Raw genomic sequence first — 19650 nt, forward strand, 5'->3', positions numbered from 1 at the left:
TTCATGACGGCGCGGTTTGCCATCCGCACTGACGGGTCCACCACCATTGGTCTGGGTCATGTCATGCGCTGCGGCGCCCTGGCCAATGCCCTAGTCGCCGAGGGCGCGGAACCGCTCTGGCTGACGACGACACCGCAGCACCGGCCCGCCGATCTGGCCCCAGGCATTGAAGTCGTCGTATTGGCCGATGATGACGAACTCGGCCCGACACTGGACCGACACGGCATCCGCCATCTCGTCGCCGACTGGAAATTTACCGAAGCGGACCGGGTCGCGGCCCTGCGCGCCGCCGGCCGGCATGTGAGCCTGATCGGCAATTTCCTGCACGGGGCGGTACCCGACCTGCACGTCCGTCAGGGCTTTCTGCCCGCCCTTTCCCCGTCGGGCGCGGCGGCACTGAGCGGTCCGAAATATCTCCTTCTGTCAGATGCTTACCGGGCGCTGCCCACCCGTCAGACCGCCGATCGGGCGAACCGCATCCTGGTCTCGCTGGGCGGCACGATCACGCCCGTGCTCGACCGTATCCGCGAGCGCTTGGCCGAGACGTTTTCCGGCCTTATCGACTGGCGCGGACCGGCGTCGAACGGCCCCGTGCCGCCCCTCGCGCAGGCCCTGCGCCAGGCCGATATCGGGATACTGGCCGGTGGCACCACGCTGCACGAAGCGGCAGCGACCGGCCTGCCCACCCTGTGCGTACCGATCGCATCCAACCAGCTCGACCGCGCCGAACAGTTCGAGAGCGTCGGCCTCGGCATCAGCCTCAACCCCGACGATCCCGGCTTTGACCGCCAGTTCGAGGCCGCCCTGGAAACGCTGATGCGCGATGCCGGTCGCCGCGGCGCAATGGCGCGCAATGGTCAGGCACTGGTCGATGGCGATGGCGCCGGACGCGTCGCCCGCCATCTCATCGGACTGGCGGCGACAGCCTGAGAATCGCAGTAAATCCTTAAGTCTCAACAGCTCCACTGGACGCTGGCACGGTACTGATTCGCACCGCCGCCGCGACACAGGAACAGGCGACCGGCATGACCCGCAAATCCGACACTCCCATCGCAGCCGCGCCAGGCGCCGCTCAGGTCTGGCCGAACTTTCTGGTCATCGGCGCGCCGAAATCCGGCACCACCTCGCTCTACCATTATCTCAGCCAGCATCCCGACGTCTTCCTGTCGAAGGTCCGCAAGGAAGGCCGCTTCTTTTCCGGGGTCGGGGATGGCTCGGTCTATTGGCCGGACTTCTATCATTTCGACACCGCGCCCGATGTCAGCGACTACCAGGCCCTGTTCGCTGATCATGACGGCCAAGCGCGCGTCGGTGACGTGTCGCCGGACTATTACGCCTATGCCCCGATCGCGGCCCGTCGCATCCTGACCTATTGCGGCAGCGGGACGAGAATCATCGCCATCCTGCGCAATCCGGTCGACCGGACCTGGTCGCACTATCTGCAGAATGTCCGCCGCGATGCCGAATTTTACTCCTTCGAAAAAGCCCTCGCCGACGAACCGCGCCGGATCGCCGCCAATTGGGGGTTTCAGTGGCTCTATGCCGATACTGGCCGCTATGCCGAACGCCTGCGCCAGTATCGCGACCGGTTCGACGACGTGCTGATCCTGCTTCAAGACGAGCTCGACCAGGACGGTCCGGGCACGGTGCGGCGGATATTCGAGTTTCTGGAGATCGATGCCGACATCCCTGTCACCGTCGAGGCGCGCTACAATACCGGCGGCATTCCACGTGCCAAAATGAGCATATTGGACGGTGCCCATGATGATCGCGACGGGGTGAGTTTTGAAACCCTGCACGCCGAACTCGTCGCGCCGGTGACCGGCATCGCCGGTGCCACCAGCGCCGACGGCGTCTATCCGCCGATCGATGAGGCCAAGGTCTCGATCCCGCCCATGGCCGCCGCGACCCGGGCCCGGCTGCAAGAGAGGTTCGAGCCGGAAATCGTCGCACTGGAAGACCTGCTCGGTCGCTCGCTCGACATGTGGCGGCCCTCATGAGCCTGGCCGCACTGACCTCCGGCATATTGGTGACAGGCGTTGGCGCTCCGCCAGGCCTGGGCACGCTGCGCTCGCTGCGCAGCGCCGATCCCGACCTCGTCCTGGTCGCCGCCGACACCAATCCACTGGCCGGTGGCTTGTTTGAGCCGGGCACGCAGAGCCAGACCCTGCCCTCCGCCGCCGCCGATCCGGAGGCCTACCGCAAGACCGTGCGGGCGGTGTGCGAAGCGCGCGGGCTGGACATCATCATTCCCGGCTCGGAAGCCGAAGTCGCGGCGCTGGCGCCGGTCGCGCGCAGCTGGAGCGCGCAAGGACTGCGCGTGCCGGTGGCCGAGCCGGAGGTGATTGCCTTCGGGATCGACAAGGGCCTGCTGCTCGACCGCGTCAAACAGGTCGGCCTGCCGCACCCGCAGACCCTGCAACCGTCCAGCGAAGCCGATCTGGCCGACTGGTCCGGCGGCTTTCCCTGTGTGATCAAACCGCGCAGCTCACGCGGCGCGCGTGGGGTCGGCTATCCCGCCGACGCGAACGAGCTGGCCGCGGCCTGGCGCGAGACGACGGATGCGCATGGCCCCTGCCTGGTCCAGCAACTCATCCCCGGCGGTGCCGACACCGTCTACACGATCGGCTCGCTGTGGAATCAGGGCGATCTCGTCGTCTCGACCCTGCACCGAAAGCTCCAGACCAATCCACCGACCGGCGGGGTGGCGATTGCTGGCGAGACGGTCGATGACCCTGACTTGATGGCGGCCGGTCTTGCCGTGCTGCAAGCCTCCGGCCCCTGGCACGGCCTTGCTGCGGTCGAGCTGAAACGCCCGACCCGCGACGCGCCGGCCTTTCTGCTCGAAATCAATCCGCGGATGTGGGGCTTTGGCTATCTGATGACCCTCGCCGGCCTCAACATCCCGGCCCTGCTGGTGCGCATGCTGGCCGGACGGGAGCACGTGTCCGGCCATATCCCGTCAACCTTTCCGCCTTACGCTCCGACGCGTATGGTTCGAACCTGGCAGGATATCGAAATCCCGCCGACCGAGGAGACGCGAGCGTGACCCGAACAGTCGCCGTCATCCAGGCCCGCACCGGATCCAACCGGCTGCCGGGCAAGATACTCGAGACGCTGCACGATGATGTGTCGCTGCTGGCCTATCAATGCCGCCATCTGCGCCAGATTGACGGGGTCGACGAGCTGGTGATCGCCACCACGACCAATCCCGATGACGACGCCGTGGTCACCCTGGCCGAGGGCGAAGGCATCCGCGTCTTTCGCGGTTCCGAGGAGGACGTGTTGTCGCGCTTCCTGCTGGTCGCCGACCAGACGCTCGCCAAGACGCTGGTCCGCATCACCTCGGACAGCCCGTTCCGCGATCCGGCCGTGATCGCCCGCTGCGTCGCCGAGCACAACGCCCAGGGCGCCGAATACACCCGCCCCAGCGCCGGTCACCTGCCCAAGGGGCTGCGCGCGGAAGTGGTCGAGACCGCCGTGCTGCGTCAGCTCGATGCCGCCGCCGGGACCACAGCGCGCGACCGCGAACACGTGACCGTCTTCATCCGCGACCATCTCGACCGTTTCCGCTGCCACAATGTGGATTTTCCGGAGCCGCTGCATCGACCGGATTTCGATGTCTCGGTCGATACGATCGACGATCTCGCCCTCGTACGGGCCCTCTACGCCGCCCTGTCCGAGCGCGACTGGCCGGTGGACACCGCCCATCTGTGCCGCCTGCACGACGAGACGCATGTGCTCAAATCCATCCTCACCGACCTGGCTTCCTGACCCATGACCCATATCGATGTGATTGCCGAAATCGGCTCCAATCATGGCGGCGATCTCGATGAAGCCAAACGCTATGTCGAAGCCTGCGCCAAGGCCGGTGCCGACGTCGTCAAATTCCAGACCCTGACCCGCGAGGGCCTGATCGCCCGCTTCGTCAAGGACAGCGACGGCAAGATCGTCGAAAACCCGAAATTCGCCGCCTTCGGCAATGCCGGACTACCCGATGACTGGCACGCCCCACTGAAAGCCTGCGCCGAGGACAATGGCGTCGAATTCATGTCGACGCCCTTCTCGCTCGCCGCCGTCGAGCTGATGGAGAGCCTCGGCGTCAAACGCTACAAGATCGCCTCGGGAGACCTGACCTTCACGCCGCTTCTGGAAGCGCTGGGCGCGACGCGCAAACCGCTCATCCTGTCGACCGGCGCCAGCTATCTCGACGAGGTCGTGCAAGCTGTGAACACGCTGAGCCGGGCCGGTTGCACGCGGCTGACAGTGCTGCACTGCGCCGCCAGCTATCCGCCGGCCTGGGATGATCTCAACCTGACGGCGATCACCCGCCTGCAGACCGCGCTCGGTCTGGCGGTCGGCCTGTCCGACCACTCACCCGGTGCCATGGCGCCGATTGCCGCAGCGGCCCTGGGCGCCGTGGTGATCGAAAAACACGTCACCTTTGACCGCAATACGCCGGGCCCGGACCATCCCTTCGCCATGGAAATGGACGAGCTGGCCGCCATGATCACCGATCTGCGCAATCTGGAAACCGCGCTCGGCGATGGCGAGAAAAAGCCGGCCGCCAGCGAAATCAACCGCCGCCGCAATCTGCGCCGCGGCCGCTATGACGCGGCCACCGGCAAGCCGGATGACAACGGGACCGACTGGCTGCGCCCGCAACACGCCCCGGACGATCGCGCGGAATTCTGATCAGTCCATGGGCGCCCACATCTGGATCGTCTCGTACAGATCGTCCCAATCGGGATTGGTGCGCTCGATCAGATTGATTTTCCATTGGCGATGCCAGTTTTTCAGGCGTTTCTTGCGCTCTATGGCAAAACCGAAATCCTGGTGAAACTCGTACCAGACCAGGCGATTGACCTTGTACTTCCGGGTAAAGGCCGAGCCCTTGCCTTCCTTGTGCAGCATGATCCGCATCGCGATATTGCCCGTCACGCCGATATAGAGTGTGCCGTTGCGCTGGCTGGCGAGGATGTAGACGCATGGATGGCGAGCCATGCGCGGATTGTAGCTTTTGGCATATCGGCGCGTCCGTGATGCCGGTCATGCGCGCGCATGATTTCCAGCCTCTTCCAACCGTCATCCTGACGAAGGTCAGGACCCAGATCATAAAGCGAGATGGTGCCCAGGCTGGATAGATCCCGCCTTGGGATCTGGGCCCTGACCTTCGTCAGGGTGACGCTAGTTTGGAAGCACCATTGGAAGAGCCAGAAGCGGCGCAGAAACAAAAAAGGGCGCCCGAAGGCGCCCCTTTTGTCTCGCTTGTAACCCACCCTTACTTCGTCCGGATCGCGTCGATCTTCGAAGCCGAGACACCGTCAACAATCGTGCGATTGATCATCGGGTGGTTTTCGTCCTGGGGACCGAAATCACTGTCCGGGTGATAGGCGATGACCCGCATCTCGCTGTCGGTGGTGCGGAATTTGTGATTGCCCTCATAGGGGATGCGGAACATCACGCCCGGCTCGAGCGGGATGATGCCTTCCGGGGTCACACATTCGCCGCGCCCGGAGAAGACCACGCCGATCCGGTCGGAGGGGTGGGTGTGCGGGGTCTGGTCGATGCCCGGCGGGAAATAGAGCAGGTTGAGGCAGGGATCACCCATCTTGACCGGCGCCACCAGCAGGCTGTCGGTACAACCGTCAATGTATTTCAGGCGCCCCTGCGGCTCGACCGGTCCGCCGATCATGAAGAAGGCCTGGTGGTATTCGCGGGCCATCACGATGCCGCGGCCACCGGAGACGGTGAGCGCGTTGTTGGCCGAGAAATACATGCCCGCCTGCAGCTTGAACTGGCCGGACGCGGTGACCAGTGTCGCCTCGCCGTCCTGGACAAAGCCGAAATAGGCCGTATCGACATTGCCCAGTTCCAGCGTCTCGCCGTCCCAGGCATGCAAGCTCGTCGGGAAGTTGGGATCGCAATCCGCCACTTTCCCGGTCAGCCATTCAAAGGCGTAAAAATTCTGCGTCCGAATCATCCCGTCAGCCATGGCTCGAGCACCTCTTCCATCATGCAAGCACACTCGACGGGATTCGTCTTTACAGTCCCTTAATCGACGCGTGTTGGTGGCGAATACAAAATTAACGGGCACTGCCCTCTGGAGACATGCGACCAATCGCGCTAGATCGCTCCCATGCGCTTTGAAGGTACAGATCAGTATGTTGCTGATGGAGAACTGAGCGCCGCGGTCAACGCCGCGGTGGCTCTCGAGCGTCCGCTCCTCGTCAAGGGTGAGCCGGGCACGGGGAAGACCGAACTGGCCAAACAGGTCGCCCAGGCGATGGGCATGCCGCTGATCGAGTGGCACATCAAGTCGACGACCAAGGCCCGGCAGGGGCTTTACGAGTATGACGCCGTCGCCCGCCTGCGCGACAGCCAGCTGGGCGATGACCGCGTCCACGACATCAATAATTATATCCGCAAGGGCAAGCTGTGGGAGGCCTTTGCGGCGCCCGAGCGCTCGGTCCTGCTGATCGACGAGATCGACAAGGCCGATATCGAATTCCCCAACGACCTCCTGCAGGAGCTCGACCGGATGGAATTCCATGTCTATGAGACCGGCGAGACCATCACCGCCAAGAATCGCCCGGTCATCATCATCACCTCGAACAACGAAAAAGAACTGCCGGACGCCTTCCTGCGCCGCTGCTTCTTCCACTTCATCGCCTTCCCAGACGAGGCGACCATGCGCAGGATTGTCGAGGTCCATTACCCCGGCCTGAAGGGGCGCCTCCTGTCAGAAGCGCTGACGCTCTTCTACCAGATCCGCGATGTCCCCGGCGTCAAGAAGAAGCCCTCGACCTCGGAACTGCTGGACTGGCTGAAACTCCTCCTCGTCGAGGATATCGACGCCTCCGTCCTGGCCGAACGCGACCCGCGCAAGCTGATCCCGCCCCTGCACGGCGCGCTGCTGAAGAACGAACAGGACGTGATGCTGTTCGAAAAGCTCTCCTTCATGGTGCGCCGGCCCGGTGGACCGGGTGACGGACCGCGGGGTCCGGGCGCGGCTTAGCTGATCCGCCAACTACCACCCCATTTTTCCCGGCCGAAGCCCCGCGAAAGCGGGGCGCAGAGCCGGGACCGACGGGCCTGACCGGCAAGCGATGAGTCTCCCGTTGGTCCCGGATCGCGCAAACGCGCGTCCGGGAAAAATGTTGGGTGAGGTGAGACTGGTGATCCGTTTTCGGGTCGAGGCGCCGCGCGCATGCCCCGCCATAAACCTCTTGCCGAGAGGAAGCCGTATCCGCTTCTTGAGCTCAAGGGTGAAACCGCGAAGCGGCGGCTGCGCCGCCCTTGACCTCAAGAGCCGGATACGGCCCGCTGGCTGACAAGGGTTCTATGGATCAGGCTGCGCCCGGCGCGGGCAACAAGGTGTGTGCCCTGCTTTTTTCGACACCGTTTTTCGTGACCCGTCTTCACCGTCATCCCACGGTCACGACCGCGTCGTGATCCGGGGGACCTCACCTATCCGTCTGACGGGAAAGCAAAGGTCCCCCGGATGCCTGCTTCGCAGCCACCGTGGGATGACGGTGGATCGCGGACCCAATGGCAGCTATAAAACGGGCCCAACGCAGGAGAGAGCTCAAATGAACACGCGCGGCTAGTCCGCGCCTGACCGGGAGACCGGAGGCGCGTTTCGGATACCTGAAACCCCTCACACCCGGAGTCTGTTCATGACTGCCTCGTCCAAAACGCCTGCTTTCGCTCACCCTGCCCTCGACCCGATGAATGCCGCCCCCATGCCGGCGGCGGCGTCGATGGCCTATCTCAAACCGCTGGTCGCCGATCATCCCAAGATCAGCGCCGGCGATTACAGCTATATCCATTCCTTTGACGATCCGGCCCGCTTTGCCGAGACCCAGCTGAAATACGCCTTCGACTTCATCGAGGACCGTCTCGAGATCGGGAAATTCTGTTCGATCGCGGCGGATGCCAGCTTTGTGCTCAATGGCGGCAATCATTTTGCTGACCGCCTGTCGAGCTATCCCTTTCCGATCTTCGGATGCTGGGGCGAACCCGACCCGGGTCCCTGGCCGAACAAGGGCGGCATCACGATCGGCCATGATGTGTGGATCGGCTGGGATGCGGTGATCATGCCCGGGGTGAGCATTGGCCATGGCGCCATCATCGCGGCCAAGTCCGTGATCACCCGCGATGTCGCGCCCTACACGATTGTCGGCGGCAATCCCGGACAAGTGATCCGCAAACGTCTGCCGGACGTCGATATCGCGCGGCTTCTGGCGCTGGCCTGGTGGGACTGGCCGGTCGAGGCCATCCGCGCCGCTTCGGACGCGTTGATGCACGCGGATGTGGACGCGCTGGAGCGGCTTGCGCCGGAGCCGGGATAGGTCAGCTACTTTGGCTGGCGCCTCGTATTCCAGATTATCGCGCCAAACATGGCCAGGACTGTCGTCAGAATCGCAATGAAAACCGCGACGCCGACGCCGTTTTCGCCGCCGCCGAACACCGCAACCACCGGCGTGTAAATCTGTTGCATGGTTGCACCTGCGACCAACGGCGCCAAGAGACCGCCAACGAACTGGATCTTGTTGCCATTCCGGCGAATTTTTTCATCCTGCTCGGCTAAAACCCGCTGCGTCGTGGCAAGGTTGAACATGTCATCGGTAATTTTCGTCTGATGCTCTTGGAGGGCTGCGATACTTTTCATCACGCCCTCGATCGCACCAGCCTGATCGCGCATTTCCACGACCGTCGACTGTGCGATCAAACGGCGGATCGACTTCTCCAACTCGTCATAGGCGTTCTTGACCGACGCTATCGAGTGGAATTGCGGCGCGACATAACGCGAGATGAATTCGGTATAGGGCTGCCAACCTTCATACGCCCGCACCCGGAGCTCACGCATCCGCTCTTCCAGGTTTTCCTTGTAGTAGAGTGACTTTTCGATCCGCTTGCTCAGGCCAATTTCGACGCTGTTCGAAATCTCCCCGAATTCGGACAGAAACCGGGCCCGGTCGGCCTGTGGAACGTCAGATCCCGCCCCCTGAATTTCGGTCTGCAATTGCTGTATTCGGCGATCCATTTCGCGAATGGTTTCATAGTCCAGCCCGCCCTGGATTCGACTTTCCCCGCACAGGTGAATTCGTCGCACCAACCGCCCCAACTGGTTTCGGGACGGCCCGGCATAGACCACGAAATAGCGCACTTCCTTCGAGCCGTACGGCGCACCCGCCGCATCGCGATTACCCATTGCAGACCCGTAGAGCGCCAGCCCGTCCAGCATCTGGCAGAGGACGGCACCGCCGCCGCGGTAATCCTGAATCCAGTCATTGCCGAGACGAAAGCCCAAGATGCGGCTGAACAGGATCGCCCGGCGATTGATGAATTTGGCAAGCCATGACGCCGCGCGCTTGTGAGGGACTTCGTCCAGATATCCATCGGCATTGATCTCGTCGAAGAACTGGATCTTGTGGCGCGAGTCAGGATCATCGGACACACTGACCTGTACGTCTGATGCAATGACATTCCGGTCCAGAACATTGCGGCGACGCTTCTGGTGATAGCTCTGCTTCTGCATCTCCAAAGGCTGATCACGAAGCACAAACCCTTTGAACGTCGCCGCATGGGTGATCCCCGGTACAGACGCGAAAAACTTGATCGGATTGAGAAAACCCTTGTCGTCAAAAAATGACGCCCAGAAACTCACAAAGATCGTCTCGATGTCGGCATCGGTGTGCTGCTCGTCAAAACCCTGATCATTGCGTTCGGCAAGGTCCGCTGCGTTTCGCAGTGCCAGCCAACGTTGTTCGAGTTCGCCTCCATGCTCTTTCTTGTAGATGTCTTCGATGATCGTCAGGACGTCGTGCAGATAGGCCGGTCGCTGCACCGCGTCCGCGTCATTTGCGTCGTCGGCCGGCGCTTTTGCGTCGTACCGGTCAGCCCCGATGTCGTCGGCCGCATTGATGGCCGGATAGGCACGGATCGAGATCGAAAAATATTCGGAGTGCAGATCGACCAGGAAGTCGTAGGCGCACCCGTCACCCTGCACACCGATGCATGAGAGCGTCCGGTTATGGAAAACCTTGCTGCCATAGTGGGACGCACTCTTCCGTGCGGCGCGCGCGCATTCCGCATAGTCGCGCGTAAATCTCGGGTGCGGCTTGTCATCAACATGCGGGACCGAGCCGAGGAACGCATTGATCCGCTCGGTCACATCGGGCGCGGCGTTGGAACTCCCATCACCTGACTTGTCACCGGCCGCCGCAATATCTGCGTCGTCGTAGCGAAACATGAAGTGCGAAATCAGTGCCGGCGTGTTCAACAAGAAACTTGGCCGACGGTGCGGCAAGTCGAACGCAAGCGTATCCGTCGGTTCACGACGTCTATAGGACATGCATCCCCCCAATTAATGTCCGACGTCGCCAGCCTTTTTTGGCACAGCCAAATGGTGCGCCTGTCTGTGTCATCGTCCCCACGGCATAGAACATCACGTCGGACTCCTGAATACAACCTCAGACACGGTTTCATCTCTCCCCCTCCTGTCCGTGTATCGCCCGCCATGCCTGGCCAGGGTCCGCATGCGGTGGTCTGCTGCATTAAAATCAGAAACTGTTTCTGTTTCTGATTGTGCAACTGGTCGGGATATGAAAATTTGTGGCACAACGGAGAAACGAACAGCGGCGGTCGCAGGACATGCCCGCGGACGACAGTCGGGAGAGCATTATGAAAACGACGGGATATCTGATCGCGGCCTTGTCCGCCCTGGCGTTGGGCGCCTGCGGCAATGGCGACACATCACGCGATGTGTCCGGGGCCAATGCCGAGTACCAAGCGACGCTGCTGGAACAGCTCATCGACGCCCAGCCGGGCGATGTGATCGAGATTCCGGCCGGCGTTTACAGCTTTGACCGCTCCTTGAGCCTCAATGTCGACAACGTCACCATTCGCGGCGCCGGCATGGACGAGACCATTCTGTCCTTCCAGGGCCAGGTCGCAGGCGCCGAAGGCCTGATCGTCAATGCCAATGGTTTCACACTGGAAGACCTCGCCATCGAGGACACGATCGGTGACGGCCTGAAAGTGAATGGCGGCGAGAACATCATCATTCGTGGCGTGCGCGTCGAATGGACCAATGGCTATGCCACCGAAAACGGCGCCTACGGCATCTATCCGGTGCAGACAACGAATGTGCTGGTCGAGAACACCGTCGCGATCGGCGCGTCGGATGCCGGTATCTATGTCGGCCAGTCGCGCAATGTGATCGTCCGCAACAGCCGTGCCGAATACAATGTCGCCGGGATCGAGATCGAGAATTGCATCGGCGCCGATGTCTACGGCAACACCGCCACCAACAATACCGGCGGCATCCTGGTCTTCAACATGCCGAACCTGCCGCAGCCGGGCTATCACACCCGCGTCTACGACAATGACGTGTTCGCCAACAATACCGAGAATTTCGGCCATGCCGGCACGCCGGTGGCCAGCGTTCCGGCCGGTTCGGGCATTGTCATCAACTCGAATGACCAGGTCGAGATCTTCAACAATCGTATCTCCGACAACAACACCGCCAACATCATCATCTCCAGCCTGCATTCGACCGGCTATTCGGATTACTCCGTGCAGACCGATTTCGATCCCTATCCGGAAACGATCTGGATCCATGACAACATCTATTCCGGTGGTGGTACCTCGCCCGACGGGCTCGACCTGACGGCACTGAAAATCGCCCTGTTCGGTCTCAATGGCGCCCTGCCCGACGTCCTGTTCGATGGCTATGTCGACACCGCGAAGATGGTGGACGGCGCCATGCCGGACGCCTTGCGCATCTGTGTTGCCGACGAGGTCGACGTGCTCAATGCCGACGGTCCCAACGGGTATGACTCGCCACGGGTCGACACCGAGGCCTTCCGTTGCACGCTCGACAGCCTTTCGGGCGTCGAACTGGCGCTCGCCGATTAAATCGGAACACGTGTGGGTATGGGTGTGAGTTTGACTGTGACGATGAATCCGATGCGCGGCCTTGTGCTGATCCTGGTCGGCCTGCTGGCCGCGTGCTCGCAGAATGCACCAACGCCGCAATTCCATGCTGACGACAATCCCCGGCTGCTCTCCGAATGGGGACAGCTGGGCATCGTCGGCGCGGAGCTGCGCACCGGTGCCGGTGTCGTCACCTATGATCTCAACACCCCGCTCTTCACCGACTACGCCCTCAAACTGCGCACCATCTGGATGCCCGAGGGCGTGTCGGCCGATTATCGTGAGAATGATGTGCTCGACTTCCCGGTCGGCACGGTCATCACCAAGACCTTCTACTATGCCAGCGCCGGCGGGCCGGACCGGGTCTCGCGCGGTGACGGCCATGCCTTGGTCACCGCGGACGGCCATCTCGACCTCGACGCGGTGCAATTGATCGAGACCCGCATTCTGGTGCGCCGTGAAAACGGCTGGGCGGCCCTGCCCTATCGCTGGAATGAGGATCAGACCGAGGCCGTCCTGCTGCGCTATGGCGACGTCATCCCCCTGCAGATGATTGACGCCGACGGCAGCGAGACCGGGTTCAATTATGTCATGCCGGACGTTAATCAGTGCGCCAGCTGCCATGCCCCGGATTCCAACACGCGGATTATCTCGCCGATCGGTCCGAAACCGCGCCATATCAACCGTGATTTCGACTATCCCGACGGCACGCGAAACCAGCTCGATCACCTGACGGCTATCGGCTATCTGACCGGCGCGCCGCAGGCGGATACCGCGCCCCGCAATGCCGATTGGGCCGATATCAACGCCAGCCTGGAAGCCCGCGCCCGCGCATATCTGGACGCCAATTGCTCACATTGCCACAGCCCGGTCGGGCCGGCCGACACGTCCGGGCTGAACCTTGAACCCGACATCGCCCACGGCCCAGCTTTGGGCATCTGCAAACTGCCGATCGCGGCCGGTTCGGGAACCGGCGATCGCCGTCATGACATCGTTCCGGGCGCGCCCGACGAATCGATCCTGCTCTTCCGCCTCGACAATGTGCAACCGGACGAAATGATGCCGGAAGTCGGCCGCTCGACCATCCACACGGAAGGTGTTGAGTTGATCCGGGCCTGGATTGAAAGCCTGCCCGGCGATTGCAACTGATCAGTCGAGATAGGGCGCCAGATAGCGCTGCAGCGCCATCAGGGTTTCATTGAAATAGGTTTCCGCCTGTTCCGGCCGGTCACGCGTGGCGAATATCAGGACTTCGGCGGCGCAATAGAATTCGACCGTCAAACGGGCCACCACATCCGGGTCGCCATCATGAAATCCGTCCATCCCCTTGTGCCAGCGATGGGACAGTACTGCTGCGAGACGAACGTTCCAGCGTTCGCGGACAACGCGCAATTCGGGCGTTGTCAGGGTCAGCTGGAAGACCGCACCATAGGACGGATTGCCTGAGACCAGCTGCCGCAAGCCGTTCAGCATGCCAAACACGCTGATCCGCCAGTCCTGCTCCTCGGGATCTTCCAGAATTTTCGAGACGATGCCCTCGGCCTCGAGCATGAATTCGTCGAGAATGGTGCAGTGGATGGCGTAGATGTTGGGAAAATAGCGGTAGACGGAACTCACCGGAACGCCGGCCTGGGCGGCCACGCTGGAGGTCGTGATCGCGTCGACCCCGTCATGCTCCAGCAGGTATTTGGTCGCCGCAACGATCTTCGTGATTCGTTCCTGGGACCGCTTCTGCCTCGGGGCAGCGCGTCGCTCCAGGTCGATATTTTCCGTCGGGGCTCGCTCGTTCACATTCTGCCTCGTTGAAATCACATTGCAATTTCGCACATCAAGGCGGCAAGGCAAGTGTGACCCATTTGCGTCGCGCCGCGATCTTCCACCGCTTCAAGCAAGACCATCGCTTGAATAACTGAAAAAAATTCTGTTTCGTTTAATTAGGTCTCCGGACGGGGATTCCAAGGGGAAAATCGGCAGAACACGCAATTGTCAGCGCGCGTCAGGCCGGAAATGGGTCAAAGGCCCAGCGGAGGAAACATGAAAATGACCATATCGGCCAAACGTCGCGGCTTCCGGTACCTGCTCGCCTCGACGGCGGCCTGCATCGCGGTTGCCCCCGCACTCGCACAGGGCGCCGACACGGATGAAGACGTCATCGTCGTCACCGCACAGCAGCGCGCCCAGTCCTCCCAGGACGTGCCGATTTCCCTGCAAGTGCTGGACAGTGAGTTCATCGACGCGCTCGCCGCCGACGATATGGGCGATCTGGAAGCCTTCGTGCCGGGCCTCGACGTCTCCAATGGCAGCCCGACCCAGCCGCGCTATTCAATCCGCGGCATCACGACCAGTGATTTCGGCGTCGGTACCGATCCGGCGGTCGGCATTTATGTTGACGGCATCTATGCAGCGCGGTCAGGCGCATCCTTGCTGGCCTTCAACGATATCGAGCGCATCGAGGTCCTGAAGGGGCCGCAGGGCACGCTGTTCGGTCGCAACTCGGCGGCCGGTGCGGTCTCGATCATCACGCGCGAGCCGAGCGACGAGCTTGAGGGCCGCGTCGCCGTCCGCATGGGCAGCAATAACCGCACGCGCACCGAGGCGATGATCAACATCCCGATCACCGACACGCTCGCCGTTCGCGCCAACTTCCTCGGCAACAAGGCCGATGGCTGGCTGACCGACGACGTCACCGGCGAGGATTATGGCCGCGACGACGCCTCGGCCGACCGCATCACCGTGCGCTGGAACGCCACGCCGTCGACCGAGATCCTGCTGCGCCACAGCCGTGACAGTATCGACCAGGACGCCCGCCCGGCGATCGGCATTGTCGACCTGCCGGCCTATCCCGGCACGCCCCCGCTTCCGGTCGATACGGACGCCTATCTTGATCCGTTCAGCGCCCCGATCCGAAACGACGTCGTGTTCAACCGCGAAGCCCGCGACCTGGCCGAGACCACGCTGACCATCCGCCAGGATATCGGCGCGATGACGCTGACCTCGCTGACCTCCTATCGCGAATTTGACACGATGAACCGCGAGGACGAGGACGGCACCAACCGGATCGACACCTATTTCGACACCAATAATGTCGAAGACAATGAAGCCTTCTACCAGGAATTCCGCCTCGCCGGCACCAATGGCCCGGTCGATTGGCTGATCGGTGCCAGCTATTATGACGAGACCGCGATCCAGGCCTCCGAGACCTTCACCTTCACCGATACCGTGAACACGGTGCTGGGCAATATCGGTGCGGGCACACCCTTCACCGATCTGGAATACGGCCTATTGGTTCCTTTCGACCTGCCCTTCACCATGCTCGGCCATTCCTGGTCCGAGATCATGAGCAATCAGGGCGAGTTCACGGCCCGCGCTGTCTATGCCGACATGATCTGGTCGGTGACCGACCGGATGAACCTGTCGGTCGGCCTGCGTTATACCGAGGATGAGAAGACCTTCCAGTGGACCAATGGTGGCCGCCAGGCCGACAGTCTGGACCAGACGCTTGCGGCCCTCGACGGGGCCGGCATTCTCGGTCTCGCCGGTGCCTCGCCGACCGACTTCCAGTTCGACTTTGTCTTTGACCTGTCACCGCTCGGCGGCGTGGCGTGCGACAATGGCGTCAATGTCGCCGAAGGCGTGGCCTGCGTCATGGAAGACAGCTGGAACAATCTCAGCCCGCGCGTCGTCGTCGACTACCAGTTGACCGACAATGTCATGATCTATGGCTCGTTCAGTGAGGGCTACAAGGCCGGCGGCTACAATTCGGTTGAAGTCGGCTCGCGCTTCGAGAACGAGACCGTGACCAGCTGGGAATTCGGCTTCAAGTCGGACTTCATCAATCCGGACCTCATCTTCAACATGTCGGCCTTCTCCTATGTCTATGAGGACAAGCAGTCGATCCGCCTGGTCGTGCCGACCGGTGGCGGCGTGCCGCAATACCTGGTCCAGACCTCCGATGACGAGGCCATCGGCGTCGATATCGAACTCGATTGGGCGGCAACCGACGCCCTGCGCCTGCGCGGCAATGCGCAATGGCTCGACTCCACCCACAAGCGTCGCATTGACAGCAATGGGGCGGACCTGGCCGGGGAGCCGACAGGCCAACCCTTCTGGAACATCTCGGTCGGTGCCGACTATGTGTTTGACTTGGCCGGCAATGGCGAGCTGACGCTCCAAGCCAACCACGCCTATCGGGGAGAAAGCCGCTGCAACAGCCAGTCAGTGCTTCAGGGCACGTGTGGCGGTTATGACGCCTTCGCCACCGGCGAGGCCCGCAACCGCACTGACCTTCGAGCCCGCTGGACGGCTCCGAACGAGAACCTGACGATCAGCGCCTTCGTCAACAATGTGTTCGACAACCAGTATGTCGAGGGCGTCAACAATATCACGGCGAGCACGCTGGGCACGCCCTTCGCTTCGATCTCGCGGCCGCGGGTATGGGGGGTGGAGTTCGGTTACGACTTCTAGTCACGATCTCCATTGCGGCTGGACGGCCTCGCCCTCTTGGGCGGGGCCGTTTGCGTTTTGGGTGGTTGGCAGGCGCGCTCGACTTATCCGCGTACGGAGATAAAGCAAACTTATCCTCGAACGCGGATATTGCATATTTATCCGCGTTCGCGTATATCGGTTATTGGAGACACACCATGACCATACGCGACACCAAACAGCTCGGCGCCGCGCTCCAGCGGGAGCGAAAGCGCCAAGGCCTGACCCAGACACAACTCGCCGGCAAAGCCGGTCTGCGTCAGCAGACCATTTCGGCCGTTGAGGGCGGCAAGCCGCGCTCAGAGCTTCAGGTCATCTTCGACATCATGGCGGCGCTTGGCCTTGAAGTGTCGCTGAAGCCTCGAGCCGGCAACAACACACCGAGCCTTGAAGAGCTGTTCTGATGGGCCGAAAGCGCCGATCCAGCGTCCTGACGGTGGCCTTGAATGGCCGCATTGTCGGCAAGCTTGCGCGCGCCGCTGACGGCGCGACACGGTTTGACTACGCCAAGGAATGGCTGGATTGGGAATATGCGATCGCGGTCTCGCGATCCATGCCGCTTGTGGACCGCCCCTTCACCGGTCTGCCGGTGCGGGCGGTGTTCGACAACCTGCTCCCCGATGATGACCGCATCCGCGCCCGGATCGCCGCCAGGGTCGGGGCCGAGGGCACCGACGCCGTCTCCATGCTGGCCGCGCTTGGCCGCGATTGCGTCGGAGCGCTGCAATTCCTCACCGAAGACATGCCCCCCGCACCACCCGGGCCGCCAGAGGGTGAACCGATCAGCGATCAGGAGATCGCCGCGCGAATTCGGTCTTTGAGCCTTGCGCCGCTTGGCATGCGTGGCGGCGATGACGGATTCCGGATTTCGCTGGCGGGCGCGCAGGAGAAAACAGCGCTTCTCTATCATGATGGCCAGTGGCTGCTGCCTGTCGGCACCACACCCACCACGCATATCCTCAAGCCGCAAATCGGCACGGTCCAAACCGCCGATGGCGAGGTGGACATGACGGACAGTGTGCAGAACGAGCATGTCTGCATGGCATTGTGCCGGGCCCTTGGCCTGGCCGTTGCGCCGACTGAGATCCTGAGACTGGATGACGACCTTCTGGTCCTGAGCATTGAACGGTTTGACCGCCGACTTGACAGCAAGGGTCGCCTCTTGCGGCTCCCCCAGGAAGACATGTGCCAAGCGCTCGGCATCCCACCGACCGGCAAATACGAAGGCGATGGCGGCCCCGGTATCGGCGATTGCCTTGATGTCCTGAAGTCGAGCGATGCACCGGATGACGACCGGCGCGCTTTCATGAAGGCCCAGATCGTTTTCTGGTTGATCGGCGCGACAGACGGACATGCGAAGAATTTCTCACTGCATCCGGGGCCACAGGGACGTTTCAGGCTGGCGCCGCTTTACGACATCCTCTCCACCCAGTGGCAACATGACCGCCAGCAAATACCGCGCAATGCCTTCCGGCTCGCAATGGCGGTCGGCGACAGGCGGCAGTACAAGATGGCAAGGATCGCTCCGCGCCATTTCGAGCAATCCGCCAAGCTTGCCGGCTTCCCGCTGCCAGCCCTCCATGAAGAGATGGCCGCGATCATGGCTCAGCTTCCCAAGGCGATTGAGACGGTTCAGAAATCTCTCGACCCGTCAGTGCCCGATGCGATGTTTGAGGCGATCACAAGGGCGGCGCAGCGCCGGGCCGAAGAGCTGGCGACCTGTCTCGGCAATTGACCCGCATAACCGCCGCCCCGCCTGCTGCCCAACGCCTGGCGCGGCGCCACTCATGCGGGCGCGTCGGACAGCAGGCCGCATCCGGTACTTCAGCGCCGGAAATATGGCGTGTGTCTTCGCTTATAGCGGATTCCGGCGCCGGGCGCGGCGTCATGACCGCGAGCAGGTCCGAAACGCAGGATACAAGCGCCTTTATCCCCACAAGCGCCAGCTGCGATCCGCCAATCCGCACACCCACCCTTCCCTGCCACACGAACCCCGCTAGATTGGGCTCATGCTGCACCATTTCTTCACCGAACTCCGCGCCGCCAAAATCCCTGTCACCACACGGGAATACCTGACCTTGCTCGAGGCCCTCGACAAGGGCGTCATCGAGCCGGAAATCAAGCATTTCTACTCGGTCAGCCGCGCCGCGCTGGTGAAGGACGAGAAGGATTTCGACAAGTTCGACATGGTGTTCGGGCATGTCTTCAAAGGCGTGGAAATGCTCTCCCAGATGTTCGAGGACAAGGAAATCCCGGACGAATGGCTGCAGGCGATGATGAAGCGCATGCTCACCGAGGAAGAGATGGCCGAGCTCAAGGCCCTGCCCTTTGACGAGCTGATGGAAACCCTCAAGAAGCGCCTGGAAGAACAGGAAAAACGCCATGAGGGCGGCAACAAGTGGATCGGCACGGGCGGCACCTCGCCCTTCGGTCATTCCGGCTACAACCCGTCCGGCGTCCGCATCGGTGGCGAGAGCCAGAACAAGCGCGCCGCCAAGGTCTGGGAACAGCGCCGCTACAAGGATCTCGATGGTGAGCGCGAACTGGGCACGCGCAATCTGAAAGTCGCCCTGCGCCGCCTGCGCAAATTTGCCCGTGACGGGGCCCGCGAGGAACTTGATCTGGGCGAGACGATCGACGCCACTGCCAAGCAGGGCTGGCTCGATGTCATCATGCGGCCGGAGCGCCGCAATGCGATCAAGGTGCTCGCCCTGTTCGATGTCGGCGGGTCGATGGACCCGCATGTCCGGCTTTGCGAGGAGCTCTTCTCGGCCGCCCGCACGACCTTCAAGAACCTCGAATATTTCTACTTCCACAACTGCCCCTATGAGGGCGTGTGGCGGTCAAACCTGCGGCGCCGAACCGAGACCGTGCCGACCCTCGATGTGATGCACAAATACCCGGCCGACTGGAAGGTCATCCTGGTCGGCGACGCCGCCATGGCGCCTTATGAGATCACCCATGATGGCGGTTCGGTCGAGCATTGGAATGAGGAGGCCGGTGCGGTCTGGCTGCAGCGCATCGTCGACACCTGGCCGCACCTGATCTGGATCAATCCGACACCGGAAAAATGGTGGGAGCACTCCTACTCCACCCGCCTCGTCCAGGACATTATCGGCGCCGACCGCATGTTCCCGCTGACGCTTGAGGGCGTCGATGCGGCGATGAAGGAATTGGCGCGTTAGGGCGCATCGTCCGGGTCCTTTCAGCATGACGACCGACAGA

17 protein-coding genes are annotated in these 19650 nt (G+C 62.2%); 13 read left to right on the forward strand and 4 right to left on the reverse strand.

What is annotated here, in order from left to right:
• Positions 1-3 precede the first annotated feature (3 nt).
• The 5 genes from C7435_RS06830 (at position 4) to C7435_RS06845 (ending at position 4695) form a co-directional block, all read left to right on the forward strand.
• The gene (locus tag C7435_RS06830) at positions 4-930 is read left to right on the forward strand and encodes a hypothetical protein (protein ID WP_121210535.1); all 927 of its coding nucleotides are present in this window, start codon (positions 4-6) and stop codon (positions 928-930) included.
• A gap of 95 nt (positions 931-1025) precedes the next feature.
• The gene (locus C7435_RS06835; protein WP_121210536.1) at positions 1026-2000 is read left to right on the forward strand and encodes a sulfotransferase family protein; all 975 of its coding nucleotides are present in this window, start codon (positions 1026-1028) and stop codon (positions 1998-2000) included.
• A complete protein-coding gene (locus C7435_RS17105) occupies positions 1997-3049 on the forward strand; it encodes a carboxylate--amine ligase (protein WP_170150366.1) in 1053 nt (350 codons plus the stop codon). The genes C7435_RS06835 and C7435_RS17105 overlap by 4 nt, the downstream gene beginning before the upstream one ends.
• A complete protein-coding gene (locus C7435_RS06840) occupies positions 3046-3774 on the forward strand; it encodes a cytidylyltransferase domain-containing protein (protein ID WP_170150367.1) in 729 nt (242 codons plus the stop codon). Before C7435_RS17105 ends, C7435_RS06840 begins: the two co-directional genes overlap by 4 nt.
• 3 nt (positions 3775-3777) lie before the next feature.
• Positions 3778-4695 (forward strand): N-acetylneuraminate synthase family protein, encoded by a 918-nt coding sequence (locus C7435_RS06845; protein WP_121210538.1) that lies wholly within the window; start codon positions 3778-3780, stop codon positions 4693-4695.
• On the opposite strand, the gene C7435_RS06850 is transcribed toward C7435_RS06845, so the two are convergent.
• Positions 4696-5004: a GIY-YIG nuclease family protein gene (locus C7435_RS06850; protein ID WP_121210539.1), complete on the reverse strand. Its 309-nt coding sequence runs from the start codon at positions 5002-5004 to the stop codon at positions 4696-4698.
• Between the two features lie 277 nt (positions 5005-5281).
• The gene (locus C7435_RS06855; RefSeq protein ID WP_121210540.1) at positions 5282-5995 is read right to left on the reverse strand and encodes a cupin domain-containing protein; all 714 of its coding nucleotides are present in this window, start codon (positions 5993-5995) and stop codon (positions 5282-5284) included.
• Between the two features lie 144 nt (positions 5996-6139).
• Between C7435_RS06855 and C7435_RS06860 the strand changes: the two genes are divergently transcribed.
• On the forward strand, positions 6140-7018 hold the full coding sequence (locus tag C7435_RS06860) for an AAA family ATPase (protein ID WP_075190457.1): 879 nt from the start codon (positions 6140-6142) through the stop codon (positions 7016-7018).
• A gap of 727 nt (positions 7019-7745) precedes the next feature.
• Entirely contained in the window at positions 7746-8354 is a 609-nt protein-coding gene (locus C7435_RS06865) for a CatB-related O-acetyltransferase (protein WP_407658341.1), read from the forward strand.
• Between the two features lie 5 nt (positions 8355-8359).
• Here the strand turns inward: C7435_RS06865 and C7435_RS06870 are convergent, their stop codons facing one another.
• Positions 8360-10291: a DUF3422 family protein gene (locus tag C7435_RS06870; protein ID WP_170150368.1), complete on the reverse strand. Its 1932-nt coding sequence runs from the start codon at positions 10289-10291 to the stop codon at positions 8360-8362.
• Between the two features lie 398 nt (positions 10292-10689).
• Here C7435_RS06870 and C7435_RS06875 point away from each other — a divergent pair, with 398 nt between their 5' ends.
• Both C7435_RS06875 and C7435_RS06880 read left to right on the forward strand, forming a co-directional pair.
• A complete protein-coding gene (locus tag C7435_RS06875; RefSeq protein WP_121210543.1) occupies positions 10690-11925 on the forward strand; it encodes a parallel beta-helix domain-containing protein in 1236 nt (411 codons plus the stop codon).
• A 24-nt stretch (positions 11926-11949) separates the two neighbouring features.
• Positions 11950-13092, forward strand: coding sequence for an SO2930 family diheme c-type cytochrome (locus tag C7435_RS06880; RefSeq protein ID WP_233350701.1), 1143 nt, complete (start codon positions 11950-11952; stop codon positions 13090-13092).
• Here C7435_RS06880 and C7435_RS06885 read toward each other — a convergent pair whose 3' ends face one another.
• Positions 13093-13734 (reverse strand): TetR/AcrR family transcriptional regulator, encoded by a 642-nt coding sequence (locus C7435_RS06885; protein ID WP_170150369.1) that lies wholly within the window; start codon positions 13732-13734, stop codon positions 13093-13095.
• Positions 13735-13977: 243 nt separating this feature from the next.
• Here C7435_RS06885 and C7435_RS06890 point away from each other — a divergent pair, with 243 nt between their 5' ends.
• The 4 genes from C7435_RS06890 (at position 13978) to C7435_RS06905 (ending at position 19610) form a co-directional block, all read left to right on the forward strand.
• Positions 13978-16407 carry a TonB-dependent receptor gene (locus C7435_RS06890; RefSeq protein ID WP_121210546.1) on the forward strand — a complete coding sequence of 810 codons (2430 nt, stop codon included), beginning with the start codon at positions 13978-13980 and terminating at the stop codon, positions 16405-16407.
• A 176-nt stretch (positions 16408-16583) separates the two neighbouring features.
• Complete coding sequence (locus C7435_RS17110) at positions 16584-16829, forward strand: type II toxin-antitoxin system RelB family anti-toxin (RefSeq protein ID WP_075190451.1); 246 nt, start codon at positions 16584-16586, stop codon at positions 16827-16829.
• Positions 16829-18160: a type II toxin-antitoxin system HipA family toxin gene (locus tag C7435_RS06900; RefSeq protein WP_121210548.1), complete on the forward strand. Its 1332-nt coding sequence runs from the start codon at positions 16829-16831 to the stop codon at positions 18158-18160. The genes C7435_RS17110 and C7435_RS06900 overlap by 1 nt, the downstream gene beginning before the upstream one ends.
• A gap of 274 nt (positions 18161-18434) precedes the next feature.
• Positions 18435-19610, forward strand: coding sequence for a vWA domain-containing protein (locus C7435_RS06905; protein ID WP_121210549.1), 1176 nt, complete (start codon positions 18435-18437; stop codon positions 19608-19610).
• The last annotated feature ends 40 nt before the right edge of the window (positions 19611-19650 follow it).

Origin of the sequence: Maricaulis maris (assembly GCF_003634045.1) — a bacterium.
In the GTDB taxonomy this organism is placed as follows: domain Bacteria; phylum Pseudomonadota; class Alphaproteobacteria; order Caulobacterales; family Maricaulaceae; genus Maricaulis; species Maricaulis maris.

Bases quoted from the DNA above. Each gene is read 5' to 3' on its own strand.
- C7435_RS06850 (WP_121210539.1), bottom strand. From the start codon at position 5,004: ATGGCTCGCCATCCATGCGTCTACATCCTCGCCAGCCAGCGCAACGGC.
- C7435_RS06835 (WP_121210536.1), top strand. From the start codon at position 1,026: ATGACCCGCAAATCCGACACTCCCATCGCAGCCGCGCCAGGCGCCGCT.
- C7435_RS06875 (WP_121210543.1), top strand. From the start codon at position 10,690: ATGAAAACGACGGGATATCTGATCGCGGCCTTGTCCGCCCTGGCGTTG.
- C7435_RS17105 (WP_170150366.1), top strand. From the start codon at position 1,997: ATGAGCCTGGCCGCACTGACCTCCGGCATATTGGTGACAGGCGTTGGC.
- C7435_RS06830 (WP_121210535.1), top strand. From the start codon at position 4: ATGACGGCGCGGTTTGCCATCCGCACTGACGGGTCCACCACCATTGGT.
- C7435_RS06900 (WP_121210548.1), top strand. From the start codon at position 16,829: ATGGGCCGAAAGCGCCGATCCAGCGTCCTGACGGTGGCCTTGAATGGC.
- C7435_RS06905 (WP_121210549.1), top strand. From the start codon at position 18,435: ATGCTGCACCATTTCTTCACCGAACTCCGCGCCGCCAAAATCCCTGTC.
- C7435_RS06865 (WP_407658341.1), top strand. From the start codon at position 7,746: ATGCCGGCGGCGGCGTCGATGGCCTATCTCAAACCGCTGGTCGCCGAT.
- C7435_RS17110 (WP_075190451.1), top strand. From the start codon at position 16,584: ATGACCATACGCGACACCAAACAGCTCGGCGCCGCGCTCCAGCGGGAG.
- C7435_RS06855 (WP_121210540.1), bottom strand. From the start codon at position 5,995: ATGGCTGACGGGATGATTCGGACGCAGAATTTTTACGCCTTTGAATGG.
- C7435_RS06845 (WP_121210538.1), top strand. From the start codon at position 3,778: ATGACCCATATCGATGTGATTGCCGAAATCGGCTCCAATCATGGCGGC.
- C7435_RS06890 (WP_121210546.1), top strand. From the start codon at position 13,978: ATGAAAATGACCATATCGGCCAAACGTCGCGGCTTCCGGTACCTGCTC.
- C7435_RS06860 (WP_075190457.1), top strand. From the start codon at position 6,140: ATGCGCTTTGAAGGTACAGATCAGTATGTTGCTGATGGAGAACTGAGC.